We start from the raw sequence: 15545 nt of genomic DNA, 5'->3' as shown, positions 1-15545 counted from the left end.
TGCCCATAAGTTACAATTAGGCACTTTAATTCTTACCGTTTTTAAAAGTGTCTGGAAACAGTTTCGGAAAATTATTTACCCTGACTACTTTCGGTGAAAGTCACGGTGCCGCCCTCGGCGGTATTGTTGATGGATGCCCACCGGGATTGACGCTGTGCGAAGAGGATTTGCAGGTTGATCTGGATCGTAGAAAGCCGGGCAAATCAAAATATACCAGCCAGCGAAAGGAAGGCGACCAAATCGAAATTCTCTCTGGTGTTTTTGAAGGCAAGACCACCGGCACACCGATCGGATTATTGATTCGAAACCAGGATCAACGAGCGCGCGATTACGACAGAATCAAGGATAGATTTCGTCCCGGTCACGCGGATTTCACCTATACCAAAAAATATGGATTTCGTGACTACCGTGGTGGAGGGCGTTCTTCTGCGCGCGAGACGACTATGCGGGTTGCGGCCGGCGGAATTGCAAAAAAGTATTTGAGCGTTCACTATGGTGTGGAGATTCGAGGTTGTGTTTACCAAATCGGTGGCATAAAAATTGATCTTAAAAACTGGGATGAGGTAAACCAAAACCCATTTTTTGTGGCCGACAACGGGGTGGTTGGTCAACTGGAGACGTTAATCATGCAAACCCGAAAAGCAGGGGATTCTATTGGTGCGGGTATATTGGTCGAAGCGTCGGGATTACCGGTTGGCTGGGGAGAGCCGGTGTTTGATCGACTGGATGCTGATATCGCTAAAGCGATGATCAGTATTAACGCGGCCAAGGGTGTGGAAATTGGAGCGGGATTTGATGCCATCGCCCAGCGCGGATCTGAACATCGAGACGAAATCACCACGCATGGATTTAAGTCCAATAATGCTGGTGGCGTGCTCGGTGGAATTTCCAGTGGACAGGATATTCAGGTCAAAGTTGCTTTTAAGCCGACCTCGAGTATTCAGGTGCCTGGAGACACGGTCAACCTGAACAATGAACCTGTTGATGTGGTAACCAGCGGACGGCACGACCCCTGTGTCGGCATTCGTGCTGTACCGATCGCTGAGGCGATGCTGGCATTGGTGTTGATGGACCACGCTTTGAGGGATCGCGCTCAGAATCTGCGCGGCCTCAAAAATACGCCAAGCGATTTCCCGCTACCCCGAAATTAGTGGTGCATACCGGTCATTGCTGTTTGTGGTGGCTTTCGTTTTCCAGTTAATTAATCAGCAGCACGCACTACCAGCGGGGTAAGGCACTGCCAACAAATTTCAAAAGTAGCGGGATTGGATTCACCGCATTGACGGCAAAGTTGATCGCTTGCCGGAAGGGGCATGCTTACAAACCGGTTAATAACGTGAAGGGCTTTTTCTAAATCCATATCTCGCTTTATCCAAACCTCGGGATAGGTTACAGGTAAATCACCCAGCCCACCCGAGGCATTTTGGTGAAACAACGCTGAGGGGATGCCCGCTTCACTTAAGTGGTCGATTATCAGCTGACCGTCGACCAAAGATTCAGCGATATAGACTCTTTGCATCTGACACCAACCAGCAAGCAGAAAAAATCCTGATTAAGCGCCTTGTTTTTCCTTGGCCTGATCCTCACCGGGTGGTTTCGGCCAGGCAAGAAGTATCGCCTGCACCAGCGTAGCCAGAGGAATCGCGAAAAACACACCCCAAATCCCCCACAGACCCCCAAACAACAATACCGCGACGATGATTGCAACAGGATGAATATTGACGACCTCGGAAAATAACAGCGGCACAAGCAAATTCCCATCTAAGGCTTGGATAACCAGATATGCGATCACCAGAGTTATAAAGTCACTGTTCCAGCCCCATTGAAACCAGGCAATAAGAACCACAGGAATGGTAACCATAGCGGCACCCACATAGGGTATCAATACCGATACGCCAACCAAAACCGACAGCAACATCGAATACTGTATTCCAAGATATGAAAATGTCGCGAAGGTTACAAACCAAACTATCAAGATTTCCCAGAACTTACCCCGTATATAATTTCCTATTTGAAAATCTACATCGCCCCAGACACGAATCGCCAATTCATTGTCTCTGGGCAAAAAACGCACAAGCCATTTCAATAAGGTGGTTTTATCTTTCAAGAAAAAGAAAATCAGAATCGGCAACAAAACAACGTAAATCACTACCGTTATAATGCTTGCCGCACCCGAGATCGAACTGGTAACTAAATTTTGCCCAAAATCAGTAAGTTGGGTGCGTAAACTGGCGATAATTTCTTGCACCTGAGCAATTGAAAACAGTTCTGGGTAGCGTTCCGGCAAGGTCATTAATGCCGCCTGACCTTTGGTCAACATGCTTGGAATTTGTTGTACAACCTCGGTGAACTGGTTATACAAAACTGGCAATAATCCAAAAATAATACTGGCCAGAAAAAGTACAAACACCAGAAAAACCAGCCAAACGGACAAAATTCGAGGCACTTTTACCTGGGTTAGTCGGCCAATTACGCCTTCGAGCAAATAAGCTAAAACAATACCCGCTATGACCGGCGCCAGCATGTCACCGGTGAAAGAAAGCACCAGCAGGATGCCCAGCAGCACGATTGTCAGGTTGACAACCTGAGGATTTGACAGGTGTTGTTTAAACCATTGGACGATTCTATCCATAAATTATATATATCAGTTTTGCGATTAAACCACTACTTTAATTTTGAATCATTTCAGGCTTGAATAATTTCAAAGGCAAAAGACATCGCTGCGGTCTTCTCCAGCATTTTAGTGACCGAACAATATTTTTCCATTGACAGCGAAATCGCCCGCGCAACTTTCTTGCGGTCGAGTTGTTTTCCGCTTACCCGATAAAACAAATGAATTTTGGTAAACACCTTTGGGAGGGTATCGGCGCGCTCAGCGGTAATTACAATTTCACAATTACTCACGTCCTGGCGCGATTTATTCAGGATCAGCATAACGTCTATGGCGCTGCATCCTCCCAGGCCGGCAAGCACTACTTCCATTGGACGGGCGCCTTTGTTTCGGCCGCCAACTTCAGCGGCGCCATCCATGGCAATTTCGTGTCCGCTTTCGGTTAGCGCGGTAAAATTTACGCCGTTATTTTGGTTGACCTGTATTTTCACGATATTAAGCAAATAGTTGTTGAAGTTTTTCACCGGGCTGAGGTGCGCGCATAAATGCTTCGCCTACCAAAAACGCATTGACGTTGTGTTCGCGCATTAACACAACATCCTCCGCAGTATGGATACCGCTTTCCGTAACCACAATGCGGTCATCAGGAATCTGAGCCAACAAATCAATAGTCGTATTTAACGTTGTTTCAAAGGTGCGAAGATTTCGATTATTAATACCAATCAGTTTATACGGCAACCTCAACGCCCGCTCAAGCTCTTGTTGATCGTGTACCTCGAGCAAAACATCCAGGCCCAAATCCCGGGCCAGTGCTGCGAGCTCCAATATCGTGGCATCACCCAAAGCCGCGACGATAAGTAGAATCGCATCTGCGCCAATAACGCTGGATTCATAAACCTGATAGGGGTCGATGATGAATTCCTTGCGAAGAACAGGCAGGGTACAGACCGATCTTGCCTGCCCAAGATAATCGTCGTGGCCTTGAAAATATTTTTCATCGGTTAAAACCGACAAGCAAGTGGCGCCGTATTTGGCATAGCTTTTGGCAATTTCAACAGGATCGAAATTAGTGCGAATGATGCCTTTGCTCGGCGACGCCTTTTTCATCTCGCTGATAATCGCCGGGTTGCCTCGAGCAATTTGACTGGCAATAGCATCGACAAATCCACGTCTGGGCGCGACCGCTTCGCATTGTTGCCGAAGTGCCGACAATGGCAGCCGTTGCGCTCGCCGGGTAACTTCCTCAGCTTTGCTGGCCAAAATTTCAGAGAATATATCGGACATCGCTGAATCTTGGTCTATCCCAAATTCAGGAAATTTTGAAGCAGGGCATGACCATACTCGGTGACGATGGATTCAGGATGAAACTGAACGCCATCAACCGCATACTGTTTGTGCTTAACCGCCATGATTTCGCCATCCTCGGTCCATGCGGTAATGTCAAAACAAGCCGGCATTGAAGAATTTTCGATGACCAGTGAATGGTATCGGGTTGCCTGAAACGGATTGGCAAGCCCTGAAAAAATACCCGCGCCAGTATGCGCTATCATGGAGGTCTTGCCATGCATAATTTTTTGTGCATGAACAATCTTCCCGCCAAACGCCTGACCAATGCTTTGGTGGCCGAGGCATACACCCAACACCGGAACCTTGTCAGCGAAATGCGATATAGCGGCAACTGAAATTCCGGCCTGGTCGGGGGTGCGGGGCCCTGGAGACACGACCAGATATTGCGGCGCAAGTTGCTCAAGTTCGGTTATCGAAACCTCATCGTTTCTGAACACCGAAACTTCCTGACCGAGCTCGCCAAAATACTGCACTAGGTTATAAGTAAAGGAATCGTAATTATCAATCATTGCTAACACGATCTAATCCTCGCTGTCCAGCGGGTTGTGCAAACCCGCATTGACCATCTCCACGGCCTTGAAAATCGCCCGCCCTTTATTCATGGTTTCTTCCCATTCGGTTTTGGGCACCGAGTCTGCAACAATGCCGGCGCCCACTTGAATATAGATCGTCTGCTCCTTTATCAATGCGGTTCGAATAGCGATTGCGGTATCCATATTCCCGTTCCAACCGATATAGCCAATCGCGCCGGAGTAAATCCCGCGTTTATCGGGTTCAAGCTGTTCAATGATTTCCATAGCCCGAACTTTGGGTGCGCCGGATAGCGTTCCCGCCGGAAACGTGGCTTTTAGAACGTCGATAGCATCAAGATCGCGGTTAATTTGCCCGGTAATGTTGGACACGATATGCATGACATGGGAATATTTTTCGATGGTCATCTTATCGGTTACGGCGACTGTCCCGATCTTGGAAACTCGACCGACATCATTGCGTCCCAAATCAATCAGCATTAAATGCTCGGCAAGCTCTTTCTGGTCCGACAAAAGATCTTCAGCAAGCGCAGCGTCCCGCTCGTCGTTTTCTCCGCGCAAGCGCGTTCCGGCAATTGGCCGCAAGGTGATCTCGCCGTTCTCCACCCGCACCAGGATTTCCGGCGACGCCCCGGCGATATGAAAATCGCCTAAATTCAGGTAATACATGTAGGGCGATGGATTCAACGTTCGCAAGGCCCGATACAAATCCAGCGGTTGCGCCGAATAGGGCAGGGATAGGCGCTGGGATATAATGATCTGAAACGCATCGCCGTCGTAAATATACTGTTTGCATTTGGCGACAGCCGCCTCATACTCTTTTTGCGGGAAAGAAGACAAAAACCTCGATTCGTCCGTCGCCGACTCGACAGACGTGGAATTATTATTCGAAGCCGATTGATTCCGCGGTGCAGAATTGATCTGAGCGATCAAGGCTTGCAATCGCTGTTTGCCTGTTTCCCAAGCCTGGTTGGTTTTGGGATCGACGTGAATAATCACATACAGCCGACCGGCCAAATTATCGAACACCACTAACTCTTCGGATACCATCAACAGAATATCGGGTGCGTCAACCGGGTCTTTAACCGGATTGGCGCCCAGATGTGGTTCGATATAACCAACCGTATCGTATCCAAAATACCCGACCAGGCCACCGTTGAATCGGGGCAACTCAGGCATCTCGGGAACGGAATACCGGTTATGGAATTGCCGCACTTCATCCAATGGATCATCGCATTGGCGTTTTTCAGCGAGGCGGCCATCTTCAAACAGACTCAGGGTTTTTCCCCTGACCTCAAGGCGGTTGCGGCAAGGTACGCCGATGATAGAATATCGCCCCCATTTTTCGCCGCCCTGCACCGATTCCAATATATAACTAAACGGCTGATGGGCAAGTTTGAGATAGATGCTCAGGGGCGTTTCGAGATCAGCCAATATTTCCCGCACCATGGGAATCCGGTTAAAACCGGCAGCGGCGAATTGATTGAATTGTTGTTTGTTGAGCATAGCGATATCACAAGTAAAAAATAAAAAACAAAATCTGCGGAACAGATACTGGCGCGGATCTAGATACGCCAGCTTCGCCAACGCAGTGCCAGCGCATTAACGGTTTTCGTATTTTTAGTGATGAGGGTGTTCATCGCATGTCAAATAGGGTAGCAATTAAAAAGGGTTAGATGGTTTGTCTGACCCGCGCGGGATTCTACCTCTCTGTTCGATAAAATACAGGGTTAAATGTCGGCAAGCGCCTGCGCAAGTTCCTGGCGCATTTTTGCAATCACGCTGTCGTATTTATTCGCGTCCTCAGCGTTTGCCGCACCAAATACAGCACTGCCGGCGACAAAGGTATCCGCGCCGGCACGGGCAATATCGGCAATGTTATCGACTGTTACCCCGCCATCGACTTCAAGACGAATATCGCCGCCGTTGTTGGCGATAATTTGACGTGCGGATTTAAGTTTATCCAGGGTTTTGGCAATAAAGCGCTGCCCGCCAAATCCGGGGTTTACCGACATCAGCAAAATCATATCCACCTTGTCGATGACATATTCCAGAACATCAAGCGGCGTTGAAGGGTTGAACACCAAGCCTGACTTGCAGCCGCACTGCTGAATCAGCTGCAAACTGCGGTCAACATGCTCGGAGCCTTCGGGATGAAATGTAATGTAGGACGCACCGGCTTCGGCAAAATCCGGAATAATGCGGTCCACCGGCTTGACCATAAGATGGACATCTATGGGCGCCGTGACCCCGTGCTTTCGTAATGCCGCGCACACCAGCGGGCCGATAGTCAAATTGGGGACGTAGTGATTGTCCATGACATCAAAATGAACCACATCCGCACCGGCGGCCAAAACATTATCAACTTCTTCGCCAAGGCGAGCGAAATCAGCGGACAAAATAGAAGGGGCAATCAGAAAATCGGTCATGACATTATTAGTTTGATTGATTGGAGTGGTTCGGCGCCCTCTATGGATAACGGCTATGTCGCATCGCTAAGCGATACAAAAACTAGCAGCAGCGAAGTGACTAAAAGAACACAAAGGCGAATCATAATTATTTTCCGAAAATCATAGCTTGTGTGTTATTTTAATCCCATTCGCTATCTCAGGGTAGACTAATCCTGATTTACAGACACTCGTTTATAGACATGGTTTGAGGCTCGCTAGAAGTCACCACCGATGCGGCAGCCGTCAACCCCGACCGCCGGTAACCGGTGTCACTGATCCAGCTGCGAGCAAACGCGAGATCGTCGGTGTGACAGGTAGCCTGAGTCAAAACAAACGAATGCCCTGTTTACACGGATTTGGTCTGCTATGGATTTGCTGAATGACTCGCAGGCAATGCGGTAAATGGGTTCCTGTGATACCATTCGCCAAATACCATTGCCTGGGCCGATTGCTCCCTTCGTCTAGCGGTCAGGACGCTGGCCTCTCACGCCGGAAACAGGGGTTCGATTCCCCTAGGGAGCGCCACCCGAGCACCAAAGGCGGCGCGCCAATACACGAACCAATACACGGGCAGCTCTCTAATCACCCTGTTAGTCTGTTAAGATTGAGGTTGCTGTCTATAAGCCAACTGAAAAACTACTGTTCAGGGATATTGAATAGACTGAGCATAAATAAAGCAAGCGATGCAAAAATTTGACGTGATTATAATTGGTAGCGGGCCAGCGGGTAAAACCGCAGCAATTCAGGCTGCCAAGCTCGGTAAAAATACGGCTATTGTCGATGGTATGAACCAGGTCGGCGGTGTATGCGTACACACTGGCACCATCCCAAGCAAGACCCTGCGCGAAACCGTATTAAATCTTACCGGTTGGCGGGAACGCGGGTTTTATGGCCGGGCGTATCGGGTCAAGGCCGACATTCAGGCTTCGGATTTAATGCAACGCCTGAACCTGACCTTGCAAAGCGAGGTGGATATCCAGCAGGATCATCTGGTGCGAAATGGGGTTAACATTATTCTCGGTCATGCACGATTTGTCAGCGAAAAAGTGGTGGATGTCGCCACCGCCAATGGCGATACAGTTTCGTTAACCGCCAAAAAGTTCATTTTAGCCGTTGGCACCAAAACCTATCGCCCGGACTATGTTCCCTTTAATGGAGAAACCGTGATTGACAGCGATGAAGTAACTTGCATGAAAAAACTGCCTCGTTCCCTCACCATCATCGGCGCCGGCGTGGTTGGGGTTGAGTATGCGACCATCTTCAAGACACTGGACATTAACGTAACCTTGATCGAGCCTAGGACAACCATGCTGGATTTTATGGATCAGGAAATACTCATGCATTTTCGTCATGACATAATTAATGACGGCTTGCGCTTGCAGTTTGGCCAAAAAGTCACCAGCATCGAGTGCCGCAAAAATGGCTCATGCATCGTTCGTCTGGACAGCAATCGCGCCATCGCGTCGGATATGGTTTTATTTGCGGCCGGACGAATGGGTGCAACCGACAAACTCGGATTGGACAAATTGGCGATAGAAGTCGATCACCGAGGTCGAATAGCCGTCAACCCGCAATTTCAAACCAGTTGCCCGCATGTCTATGCGGTCGGAGACGTTATCGGATTCCCGAGCTTGGCCTCCACTTCGTTGGAGCAGGGGCGAATCGCGGTGCTGGATGCGCTTGGTGAAAAGGCGCACAAACAACCGGAATTTTTCCCATATGGCATCTATGCGGTGCCGGAAATGTCCACCGTCGGCATGTCGGAAGAAGAGGTGATAAGAAGAAAAATTCCCTATGAAATCGGCATTATGCAACTGCGGGAAACGTCCCGCGGAAAAGTGATGGGGTTGCAATCCGGCTTAATGAAAATGATTTTTTCAATAAAATCCAGACGCTTGCTCGGCGTGCACATCGTTGGTGAGGGCGCCACGGAGTTGATTCATATCGGTCAGGCGGTGCTCACATTAAAAGGCACGCTGGATTATTTCCTGGAAAACGCTTTCAACTACCCGACGCTCGCAGAGGCCTATAAAGTCGCCGCGTTGCATGCGCATAACCGAATGATGGCATTGCAAGAGTCGGCATGATGAAATTCATGAATAAATTTTTGGCGCGTCTTAATGCTCATGGCGGCGGCAAAGAAAAGCGGGGACGGCACTCCGAAGCCGCAGTTGAATACCAGGGATTTGATATACAACCTACGCCAAACAAGGTCAGCGGCGGCTGGTCTACCGAAGCGGTCATCAGCAAAGTGATAGACGGCGAAACAAAAACCCATCATTTCATTCGTGCGGACACGACCGCAAGCCAAAAGGGCGCGGTTGAACTGACAATATCCAAGGCAAGAACCATGATCGATCAGGCCGGGGAACAGATATTTTCCAAGTGATTAAAGGGACAATGACCAGTCCATAGTCAATCAATCCGGCGGATTTTGATTAGCCCTGCGCCTGGTCTTAATCAGCCGATACCATTATGAAAGTCGTGAACCTTAAAACCTGGGTGGTGGGTAATCCGCCGCCGCATTTTGGCGGGCGGTATTTTATTGTCCTTAAACTCACCACGGACAGCGGTGTCGAAGGCGTTGGCGAAGTTTATGCCGCAACCTTCGGGCCGCATATCATCGCCAAAATGATTGAAGATGTGGCGCAGCGCTTCGTCATTGACGCCGACCCGTTTGAAATCGAAAAACTCTGGCGGCGGGTGTACGGCAGCGGTTACAACTTACGCCCGGATGTATCGCTGATGGGGGTGTTGAGCGGGCTGGAAATGGCCTGCTGGGACATTATCGGCAAAGATTTGAACCAGCCCGTTTATCAACTGCTCGGCGGCAAGGTCCATGATAAATTACGCAGTTACACTTACATTTATCCCAGAGAAGGCGATAAAACCAATGTTTATCAGAATCCTGACCTGGCAGCAGAACGCGCCCTGGAATATGTCGAGCAAGGGTTCACCGCATTAAAGTTTGATCCGGCTGGGCCATACACAATTTATGATGGTCGCCAGCCCGGTCTCGAAGACCTGGAGCGCAGCGAATTATTTGTGAAACGCATCCGCGAAGCGGTGGGAAACCGGGCCGACTTGCTGTTTGGCGCTCACGGACAATTTACTGCGGCCGGTGCAATTCGGTTGGCACGGCGGTTAGAATCTTATGATCCGCTGTGGTTTGAAGAGCCGACGCCGCCGGAAAACCCGGCGGAAATGGCCAGGGTGGCGCGGCAAACCTCTATTCCTATCGCGACCGGAGAAAGATTAACCACGAAATATGAGTTTGCCCGGGTGCTTGAAGCTCAGGCCGCCGCCATTTTGCAGCCGGCGCTCGGCCGAGTGGGTGGAATCCTCGAAGCCAAAAAAATCGCCGGAATGGCAGAAACCTATTATGCCCAAATCGCTCCGCATTTATATTGCGGCCCTATAGAGGGTGCGGCAAATGTGCAGCTCAGCACCTGTACGCCGAACTTTTTGATTCTGGAGAGCATTCAAACCTGGGGTGGATTTCATGCGGATATTCTCAAAAACCCGATGCAGTGGCACAATGGCTACGTCATTCCCCCGACCGAACCCGGTCTCGGGGTGGAATTAAACGAGGCGATAGCTGAGGCGAATCCCTATACTGGAACGCAATTACACCTCGAAATGACAGAACAGAGTGTATTTTATTGAATAGACACAGCGCGTTGTGTCATAATTTCAGGGCAACATTGCCTGAAAGCAATGCCCGTCAAAAATTCAAAAATAGCCATATTCTTATGCTAAACAAGCCAGCAATCATCCACAAGTATTCAGGAGTGCGCCTGAAAAACTTCAATAATGGGTCCAACAAATGGCCCAATAAAGGGCCCAATAACGGGATTGCCGCAATTTTGCTGGTTTTTTCCCTCAGCCTGATAACGGGTTGTGCGACAACGTCTTCGGCACCGGGCACAAAGGATTCTTTCGAAAAAGCCAACCGCGCAATTTTAGACTTCAACCTGGCCTCTGATCGCTTGGTATTGAAGCCCATCGCCAAGGCATATGTCCGGGTTGTGCCTGATCCGGTGCGTAAAGGCGTGAATAACTTTTTCTCAAACCTGTGGCAGCCGATGACCGTGGCCAACGACGTGTTGCAAGGCAAATTGGGCTATGCTGCCCGGGATACTTCCCGGTTTTTGATTAACACTACGGCAGGAATATTAGGGATATTTGATGTTGCCAGTGAACTCGGCCTGCCCAGGCATCGGGAAGATTTTGGGCAAACGCTTGCGGTTTGGGGCGTTCCTTCGGGGCCGTATCTGGTATTGCCTTTTCTCGGGCCGAGTAATTTACGGGATGCTGCTGGACTGATTCCCCAGTTTGTCTATGCCGATGCGGTGGAGCATATTGATTCCCCGGAGATATATTATGCAAAGACGCTACGCATCGTCGATGCAAGGATGCAATTACTGGGCGCCGATGACATTCTGGATTTACAACCAGACAAATACCTCTTTATTCGTGAAAACTATCGTCAACAACGCCTGGACTTGATTCATGATGGCAATCCGCCGGCGGCGCAAGCAGAAGATTCGGATGACCCGTTGATCGATCAACTCCTACAAGATGATTAGTCGCCCATGGCGGTTTATGCGATTGGAGATATTCAAGGATGTGTACTGCCGTTCGAAGAGCTTCTGGAAAAACTGGATTTCGACCCGCATAAAGATAAACTTTGGTTGACCGGTGATTTAGTCAATCGTGGCCCCGACTCTTTGCAAACGCTCAGATTGGTTAAAAAACTGGGCGAAAGTGTCGTCGCTGTTCTCGGAAACCATGATCTTCATTTCCTCGCTGTCGCTGAAAGAATACGGCGTAATCGCCCGGGTGATACATTAAAGCAATTTCGAAAAGCCCCCGACCTGGAAGAGCTATTGCCTGGTTGCGACAACGGCCACTGGTGCATTGCGACAAGAAATTAAAAGTGATTTTAGTCCATGCCGGGGTTTACCCAGGGTGGAACCGAAAACAGCTAATCCAATATGCCCGGAAAGTAGAAATCAAAATTCAAGGAAAAAAGTACCCGAAATTTTTGAAAAAAATGTATGGCAGACAACCTATTGGGTGGAACGGCAAGCTAAAAGGGTGGAACCGAATTCGATTTATTACCAATACTTTGACGCGAATGCGATATTGCGATGCTAGGGGAAATTTAAATTTCACGCAAAAAGGCGCGCCCGGAAGCCAACCCAAAAGGTTAATGCCTTGGTATGAGCACCCGGACATGAAATGTAAAAAATGGCGCATCGTTTTTGGTCATTGGTCTTCGTTGGGGTATACTCAAAACAACAATATAATCAGTTTGGATAGCGGATGTGTTTGGGGTGGCAAGCTCACCGCGGTGCGACTGGATTCCAACTTTGTTGCGCCAGTCTGGCAGTTAAACTGCCAGTGATTTCCTGCGATTTCCTTATCACTCACTCATACCGCATTCGATAAATGATATGTCTGAATCTATCGACCATTTCCTGAACTACCTGAGAGACTCACCAACACCCTACCACGCGGTGGCCAATATTGCCGAAACTCTTGAAACTTCGGGTTATTCGCGTTTGCACGAGAGCGATTCGTGGCCGAAATTAACCACTGGAAAATACTACCTGACCCGCAATGACTCATCGTTAATTGCATTTAATCTGTCGCAATCCCCGGCGGCAGAGGGTTTCAGGCTGATTGGAGCGCATACGGATAGCCCGTGCTTAAAAATCAAGCCCAATGCGATTGCCATCAACAATGGCTACGCCAAGTTCGGTGTAGAGGTTTATGGCGGGGTGCTGTTGAATCCCTGGTTTGATCGAGATCTGGCTTTGGCCGGGCGGGTTACGGTGCAAACTAAAGCGGGCGCAATCGACAATTTTCTGATTAATATAGACCAACCCATTGCGTTTATACCCAGTTTGGCCATTCATCTTGATCGGGAAGCTAACGAAAATCGAAGCATCAACAAACAAAAGCACTTACCCGCGGTTATTTGTCGAACACCTAAGCCAACAGATAAGGATGGCCAGAATTTCGAAACGCTGCTTAAAAAATGGTTGAAACAACAATATCCTGAACTATCGCCAGTAAAGATTTTGGCGTTCGAATTGTCATTATACGACCATCAGCCTCCTCGACTGGTGGGGCTTAACCGCGAGTTTATCGCTTCAGCGCGATTGGACAACCTGTTAAGTTGTTACGCTGCTGTGGCGGCGCTACTGAATTCTAATAATCGGAGCAATCAGGTTATTGCATTGAACGATCACGAAGAGGTGGGAAGCGCATCCACCAGTGGCGCTCATGGTTCTTTGTTATATTCAGTGCTTTCGAGAATATGTGCCGGCAACGAAAGTTTGCAACGCGCCATCAGCCGTTCCATGTTGATTTCTGCGGATAATGCCCACGGCGTTCACCCCAATTACCCGGAAGTGCATGAACCCGCTCACCAACCGTTAATCAACAATGGGCCGGTAATAAAAATAAATAATAATCAACGCTACGCGACCAACAGCGAAACAGCATCGGTATTCAAAGCAGTATGCGATGACAACAAGATACCGTATCAAGTGATAGTCGTGCGCTCGGATATGGGCTGCGGCTCAACCATAGGCCCGATTACCGCAACCAGGCTGGGTGTGCGAACGGTGGATGTTGGTGTGCCACAGCTCGGCATGCATTCCATTCGTGAACTCGCTGGCGCCAAAGACGTTGAATATTTGGCAACAGCGCTAAAAGGATTCTTTGAAATGAAAAGGTGGCCTTTTCATGGCGCTTCGACAGCCGTCTCCAGGTCGAGCATGGAGGGTATGAAGCCGAGCCAGTAATGCCGTGCGTGGATTGCCTGGATCAAGCTTTCCAGTTGGGCTAGCGGCGTATCGGCTACACCCTATGCGGTTCTGTTACTGCCCTTCGGTCACCATATAATCGACGATGGCCCTGAGCTGATCGTCACTCAGGTCAGAAAACCCACCTTTGGGCGGCATGACCCCGGTTTCTCCGGTGAATCCGTCTATGGCATGTTTGTATAAGGTCTCAATCCCCCGGTCAATCCGGGGTGCCCAGGATTGCTTGTCGCCGAGCTTAGGCGCGCCTGCCACGCCAAATCCATGGCAGGCCGTGCAGTTGGTTTCAAAATCAAATTTTGCATCCCCGTGCCCGGCGGATGAAAGTAATGACAGATTTGCAGCAATGACAAACATCAGTGCAGGTGATGTAAGCGTTTTGAATTTCATGCTTTAAAAAGTAATGGAGAAAAAGTTAGCCTGACAGTATGGCCCGGAGTATGACTAGAGTATGTTATCGACGGTCAACCAGAGAGATCACTATTTGATCGGCAGCGCCGGAATCGGCAAACAATTTTACATAATGAATGGGTATCCCAAAGGTTACAAGCCAGTATCCAAGAGATTCCGCCCACTGCTTACCCAGGTCATTGTTGGGGTAATGAATTTCAAGGGTGATATTTTCGTCTTCTACGAATAACCTGAGTATTTGACTTACCTGCGGTATTGCGGAGATGTTTGTGCCATTAACCTCTTCCGGCCATTGCGCTCGACTCAATGTTTCGGAGTATTCTGTAACCGCGAAAATAACCGGGGCTGCCAATGCCAATAAAAAAAACAGAAGCAAGCGAGAGAGTGGTTTCATTGCTTTAGTCAATTGCGCCAGTTCATTATTTTAGCGATGATAAGGGGTGCCTTCCAGTATCGAAAAGCAACGGTACAATTGTTCCGCTAAAACTACCCGCACCAGCGGATGCGTCAAGGTGAGCACTGAGAGAGACCATGATTCATCGCTCAAACCCTCTGGCCCCCGACCACCAGAGCCACTTGCTCCCCTTGATCCAGCCAGCACTTCATTTTTTCCGAAAGCGCCTCAGTGGAGTATGATTTTCCACCCCGATCCAAGGCGATAATTCGAGTCTTTTTCTGGAGGGCATCGAGGATTTTCCTCTCCTCCCGCTGAACAATTCTGTTAATGTCCGCATTCTTGTCACGCCTGATTGCGGGCACTTCAATTAAGTTTAATTGCGCGCGCCCCCGAATTCGCTTGGCGTACTCCTGATAACCCTGCACAACCCATTGCGGCATTTTCTCGCCAACCACGATGAGAGAAATTTTAAGCATAAGTTCCACCCTTATATCAATGAACCGGTCAACTGGCTGTGTGGGCGGTCTTTTCCGCGACGGTCTTTCCTCCGGGGGCCAGGTTGCTCGATGGGGTCAGCTCAACAAACGTTTGGTCCCATAAGCTTTCAAGGTCATAATGTTTGCGAGATTTGTCGCGCATGATATGCACCACCACATCGACGAAATCCACCAGCACCCAATCCTTTGATTCCTCGCCTTCCATGCCAAAGGGCTTCCATTGTTTTTCAAGCATAAATTCCAACACGCGCTCGGCAATGGTTTTGACATGACGATCAGAAGCGCCTGTGGCAATGATCATATAGTCGGTAATATCGGTCAGCTTACGGACATCCAGGACTTTGATGCACAACCCTTTAGCATCTTCCAAAGATGCCACAACGGTATCACGCATTGATATTGAATCGGAAGAGGATATTGAATCCGCAGGAGTTTTCTTTAATCGCTTAGTCACAAATCCAGGTCA

20 protein-coding genes and 1 tRNA gene are annotated in these 15545 nt (G+C 49.1%); 9 read left to right on the top strand and 12 right to left on the bottom strand.

Annotated elements, in window-relative coordinates; genetic code table 11:
• The first annotated feature begins 47 nt into the window (after positions 1 to 47).
• Entirely contained in the window at positions 48 to 1151 is a 1104-nt protein-coding gene (gene aroC / locus ACPXXB_RS12120; RefSeq protein ID WP_423907753.1) for a chorismate synthase, read from the top strand.
• 50 nt (positions 1152 to 1201) lie between these two features.
• Here aroC and ACPXXB_RS12115 read toward each other — a convergent pair whose 3' ends face one another.
• The 7 genes from ACPXXB_RS12115 to rpe all read right to left on the bottom strand — a co-directional run bounded on the left by ACPXXB_RS12115 (position 1202) and on the right by rpe (position 6917).
• Positions 1202 to 1519, bottom strand: coding sequence for a putative signal transducing protein (locus ACPXXB_RS12115; RefSeq protein WP_423907752.1), 318 nt, complete (start codon positions 1517 to 1519; stop codon positions 1202 to 1204).
• A 33-nt stretch (positions 1520 to 1552) separates the two neighbouring features.
• The gene (locus ACPXXB_RS12110; RefSeq protein WP_423907750.1) at positions 1553 to 2632 is read right to left on the bottom strand and encodes an AI-2E family transporter; all 1080 of its coding nucleotides are present in this window, start codon (positions 2630 to 2632) and stop codon (positions 1553 to 1555) included.
• A 53-nt stretch (positions 2633 to 2685) separates the two neighbouring features.
• On the bottom strand, positions 2686 to 3102 hold the full coding sequence (locus ACPXXB_RS12105) for an OsmC family protein (RefSeq protein ID WP_423907748.1): 417 nt from the start codon (positions 3100 to 3102) through the stop codon (positions 2686 to 2688).
• A gap of 4 nt (positions 3103 to 3106) precedes the next feature.
• Entirely contained in the window at positions 3107 to 3895 is a 789-nt protein-coding gene (gene trpC, locus ACPXXB_RS12100; RefSeq protein ID WP_423907746.1) for an indole-3-glycerol phosphate synthase TrpC, read from the bottom strand.
• Between the two features lie 14 nt (positions 3896 to 3909).
• Positions 3910 to 4476: an aminodeoxychorismate/anthranilate synthase component II gene (locus ACPXXB_RS12095; protein ID WP_423907744.1), complete on the bottom strand. Its 567-nt coding sequence runs from the start codon at positions 4474 to 4476 to the stop codon at positions 3910 to 3912.
• A gap of 3 nt (positions 4477 to 4479) precedes the next feature.
• Positions 4480 to 5994: an anthranilate synthase component I gene (gene trpE, locus ACPXXB_RS12090; RefSeq protein ID WP_423907742.1), complete on the bottom strand. Its 1515-nt coding sequence runs from the start codon at positions 5992 to 5994 to the stop codon at positions 4480 to 4482.
• 224 nt (positions 5995 to 6218) lie between these two features.
• Entirely contained in the window at positions 6219 to 6917 is a 699-nt protein-coding gene (rpe, locus tag ACPXXB_RS12085; protein ID WP_423907741.1) for a ribulose-phosphate 3-epimerase, read from the bottom strand.
• 471 nt (positions 6918 to 7388) lie between these two features.
• Here rpe and ACPXXB_RS12080 point away from each other — a divergent pair.
• The 8 genes from ACPXXB_RS12080 (at position 7389) to ACPXXB_RS12045 (ending at position 13756) form a co-directional block, all read left to right on the top strand.
• Positions 7389 to 7463 (top strand) — tRNA-Glu (locus tag ACPXXB_RS12080).
• 158 nt (positions 7464 to 7621) lie between these two features.
• Positions 7622 to 9025: a Si-specific NAD(P)(+) transhydrogenase gene (gene sthA, locus ACPXXB_RS12075; RefSeq protein ID WP_423907739.1), complete on the top strand. Its 1404-nt coding sequence runs from the start codon at positions 7622 to 7624 to the stop codon at positions 9023 to 9025.
• Positions 9022 to 9327, top strand: a complete 306-nt coding sequence (locus ACPXXB_RS12070; RefSeq protein WP_423907737.1) for an HlyU family transcriptional regulator — start codon at positions 9022 to 9024, stop codon at positions 9325 to 9327. Before sthA ends, ACPXXB_RS12070 begins: the two co-directional genes overlap by 4 nt.
• A gap of 86 nt (positions 9328 to 9413) precedes the next feature.
• Complete coding sequence (locus ACPXXB_RS12065) at positions 9414 to 10604, top strand: mandelate racemase/muconate lactonizing enzyme family protein (RefSeq protein WP_423907735.1); 1191 nt, start codon at positions 9414 to 9416, stop codon at positions 10602 to 10604.
• Entirely contained in the window at positions 10601 to 11527 is a 927-nt protein-coding gene (locus tag ACPXXB_RS12060) for an MlaA family lipoprotein (protein ID WP_423907733.1), read from the top strand. Before ACPXXB_RS12065 ends, ACPXXB_RS12060 begins: the two co-directional genes overlap by 4 nt.
• A 6-nt stretch (positions 11528 to 11533) precedes the next feature.
• Positions 11534 to 11875: a metallophosphoesterase gene (locus ACPXXB_RS12055; RefSeq protein ID WP_423907731.1), complete on the top strand. Its 342-nt coding sequence runs from the start codon at positions 11534 to 11536 to the stop codon at positions 11873 to 11875.
• The gene (locus ACPXXB_RS12050) at positions 11854 to 12348 is read left to right on the top strand and encodes a symmetrical bis(5'-nucleosyl)-tetraphosphatase (protein ID WP_423911171.1); all 495 of its coding nucleotides are present in this window, start codon (positions 11854 to 11856) and stop codon (positions 12346 to 12348) included. Before ACPXXB_RS12055 ends, ACPXXB_RS12050 begins: the two co-directional genes overlap by 22 nt.
• Positions 12349 to 12397: 49 nt before the next feature.
• Complete coding sequence (locus ACPXXB_RS12045) at positions 12398 to 13756, top strand: M18 family aminopeptidase (protein ID WP_423907730.1); 1359 nt, start codon at positions 12398 to 12400, stop codon at positions 13754 to 13756.
• Between the two features lie 75 nt (positions 13757 to 13831).
• Here the strand turns inward: ACPXXB_RS12045 and ACPXXB_RS12040 are convergent, their stop codons facing one another.
• From ACPXXB_RS12040 to rsfS, 5 genes are all read right to left on the bottom strand, one after another.
• Positions 13832 to 14164 (bottom strand): c-type cytochrome, encoded by a 333-nt coding sequence (locus ACPXXB_RS12040; RefSeq protein ID WP_423907728.1) that lies wholly within the window; start codon positions 14162 to 14164, stop codon positions 13832 to 13834.
• Positions 14165 to 14228: 64 nt separating this feature from the next.
• Positions 14229 to 14579: a hypothetical protein gene (locus ACPXXB_RS12035; protein WP_423907727.1), complete on the bottom strand. Its 351-nt coding sequence runs from the start codon at positions 14577 to 14579 to the stop codon at positions 14229 to 14231.
• 30 nt (positions 14580 to 14609) lie between these two features.
• Positions 14610 to 14681 (bottom strand): 23S rRNA (pseudouridine(1915)-N(3))-methyltransferase RlmH, encoded by a 72-nt coding sequence (locus tag ACPXXB_RS12030; RefSeq protein WP_423911168.1) that lies wholly within the window; start codon positions 14679 to 14681, stop codon positions 14610 to 14612.
• Between the two features lie 47 nt (positions 14682 to 14728).
• On the bottom strand, positions 14729 to 15058 hold the full coding sequence (locus tag ACPXXB_RS12025; RefSeq protein ID WP_423907725.1) for a 23S rRNA (pseudouridine(1915)-N(3))-methyltransferase RlmH: 330 nt from the start codon (positions 15056 to 15058) through the stop codon (positions 14729 to 14731).
• Between the two features lie 28 nt (positions 15059 to 15086).
• On the bottom strand, positions 15087 to 15473 hold the full coding sequence (rsfS, locus tag ACPXXB_RS12020; protein ID WP_423907723.1) for a ribosome silencing factor: 387 nt from the start codon (positions 15471 to 15473) through the stop codon (positions 15087 to 15089).
• Between the last annotated feature and the right edge of the window lie 72 nt (positions 15474 to 15545).

This window comes from Candidatus Spongiihabitans sp., from assembly GCF_965237845.1.
Lineage (GTDB): Bacteria > Pseudomonadota > Gammaproteobacteria > Arenicellales > Poriferihabitantaceae > Spongiihabitans.
This window is presented reverse-complemented; position numbering and strand designations above follow the sequence as displayed.

Excerpts from the sequence above, each read along its gene's own strand:
- ACPXXB_RS12115 (WP_423907752.1), bottom strand. The coding sequence starts at position 1,519 with ATGCAAAGAGTCTATATCGCTGAATCTTTGGTCGACGGTCAGCTGATA.
- ACPXXB_RS12110 (WP_423907750.1), bottom strand. The coding sequence starts at position 2,632 with ATGGATAGAATCGTCCAATGGTTTAAACAACACCTGTCAAATCCTCAG.
- trpC (WP_423907746.1), bottom strand. The coding sequence starts at position 3,895 with ATGTCCGATATATTCTCTGAAATTTTGGCCAGCAAAGCTGAGGAAGTT.
- trpE (WP_423907742.1), bottom strand. The coding sequence starts at position 5,994 with ATGCTCAACAAACAACAATTCAATCAATTCGCCGCTGCCGGTTTTAAC.
- rpe (WP_423907741.1), bottom strand. The coding sequence starts at position 6,917 with ATGACCGATTTTCTGATTGCCCCTTCTATTTTGTCCGCTGATTTCGCT.
- sthA (WP_423907739.1), top strand. The coding sequence starts at position 7,622 with ATGCAAAAATTTGACGTGATTATAATTGGTAGCGGGCCAGCGGGTAAA.
- ACPXXB_RS12070 (WP_423907737.1), top strand. The coding sequence starts at position 9,022 with ATGATGAAATTCATGAATAAATTTTTGGCGCGTCTTAATGCTCATGGC.
- ACPXXB_RS12065 (WP_423907735.1), top strand. The coding sequence starts at position 9,414 with ATGAAAGTCGTGAACCTTAAAACCTGGGTGGTGGGTAATCCGCCGCCG.
- ACPXXB_RS12055 (WP_423907731.1), top strand. The coding sequence starts at position 11,534 with ATGGCGGTTTATGCGATTGGAGATATTCAAGGATGTGTACTGCCGTTC.
- ACPXXB_RS12045 (WP_423907730.1), top strand. The coding sequence starts at position 12,398 with ATGTCTGAATCTATCGACCATTTCCTGAACTACCTGAGAGACTCACCA.
- ACPXXB_RS12040 (WP_423907728.1), bottom strand. The coding sequence starts at position 14,164 with ATGAAATTCAAAACGCTTACATCACCTGCACTGATGTTTGTCATTGCT.
- ACPXXB_RS12035 (WP_423907727.1), bottom strand. The coding sequence starts at position 14,579 with ATGAAACCACTCTCTCGCTTGCTTCTGTTTTTTTTATTGGCATTGGCA.
- ACPXXB_RS12025 (WP_423907725.1), bottom strand. The coding sequence starts at position 15,058 with ATGCTTAAAATTTCTCTCATCGTGGTTGGCGAGAAAATGCCGCAATGG.
- rsfS (WP_423907723.1), bottom strand. The coding sequence starts at position 15,473 with ATGCGTGATACCGTTGTGGCATCTTTGGAAGATGCTAAAGGGTTGTGC.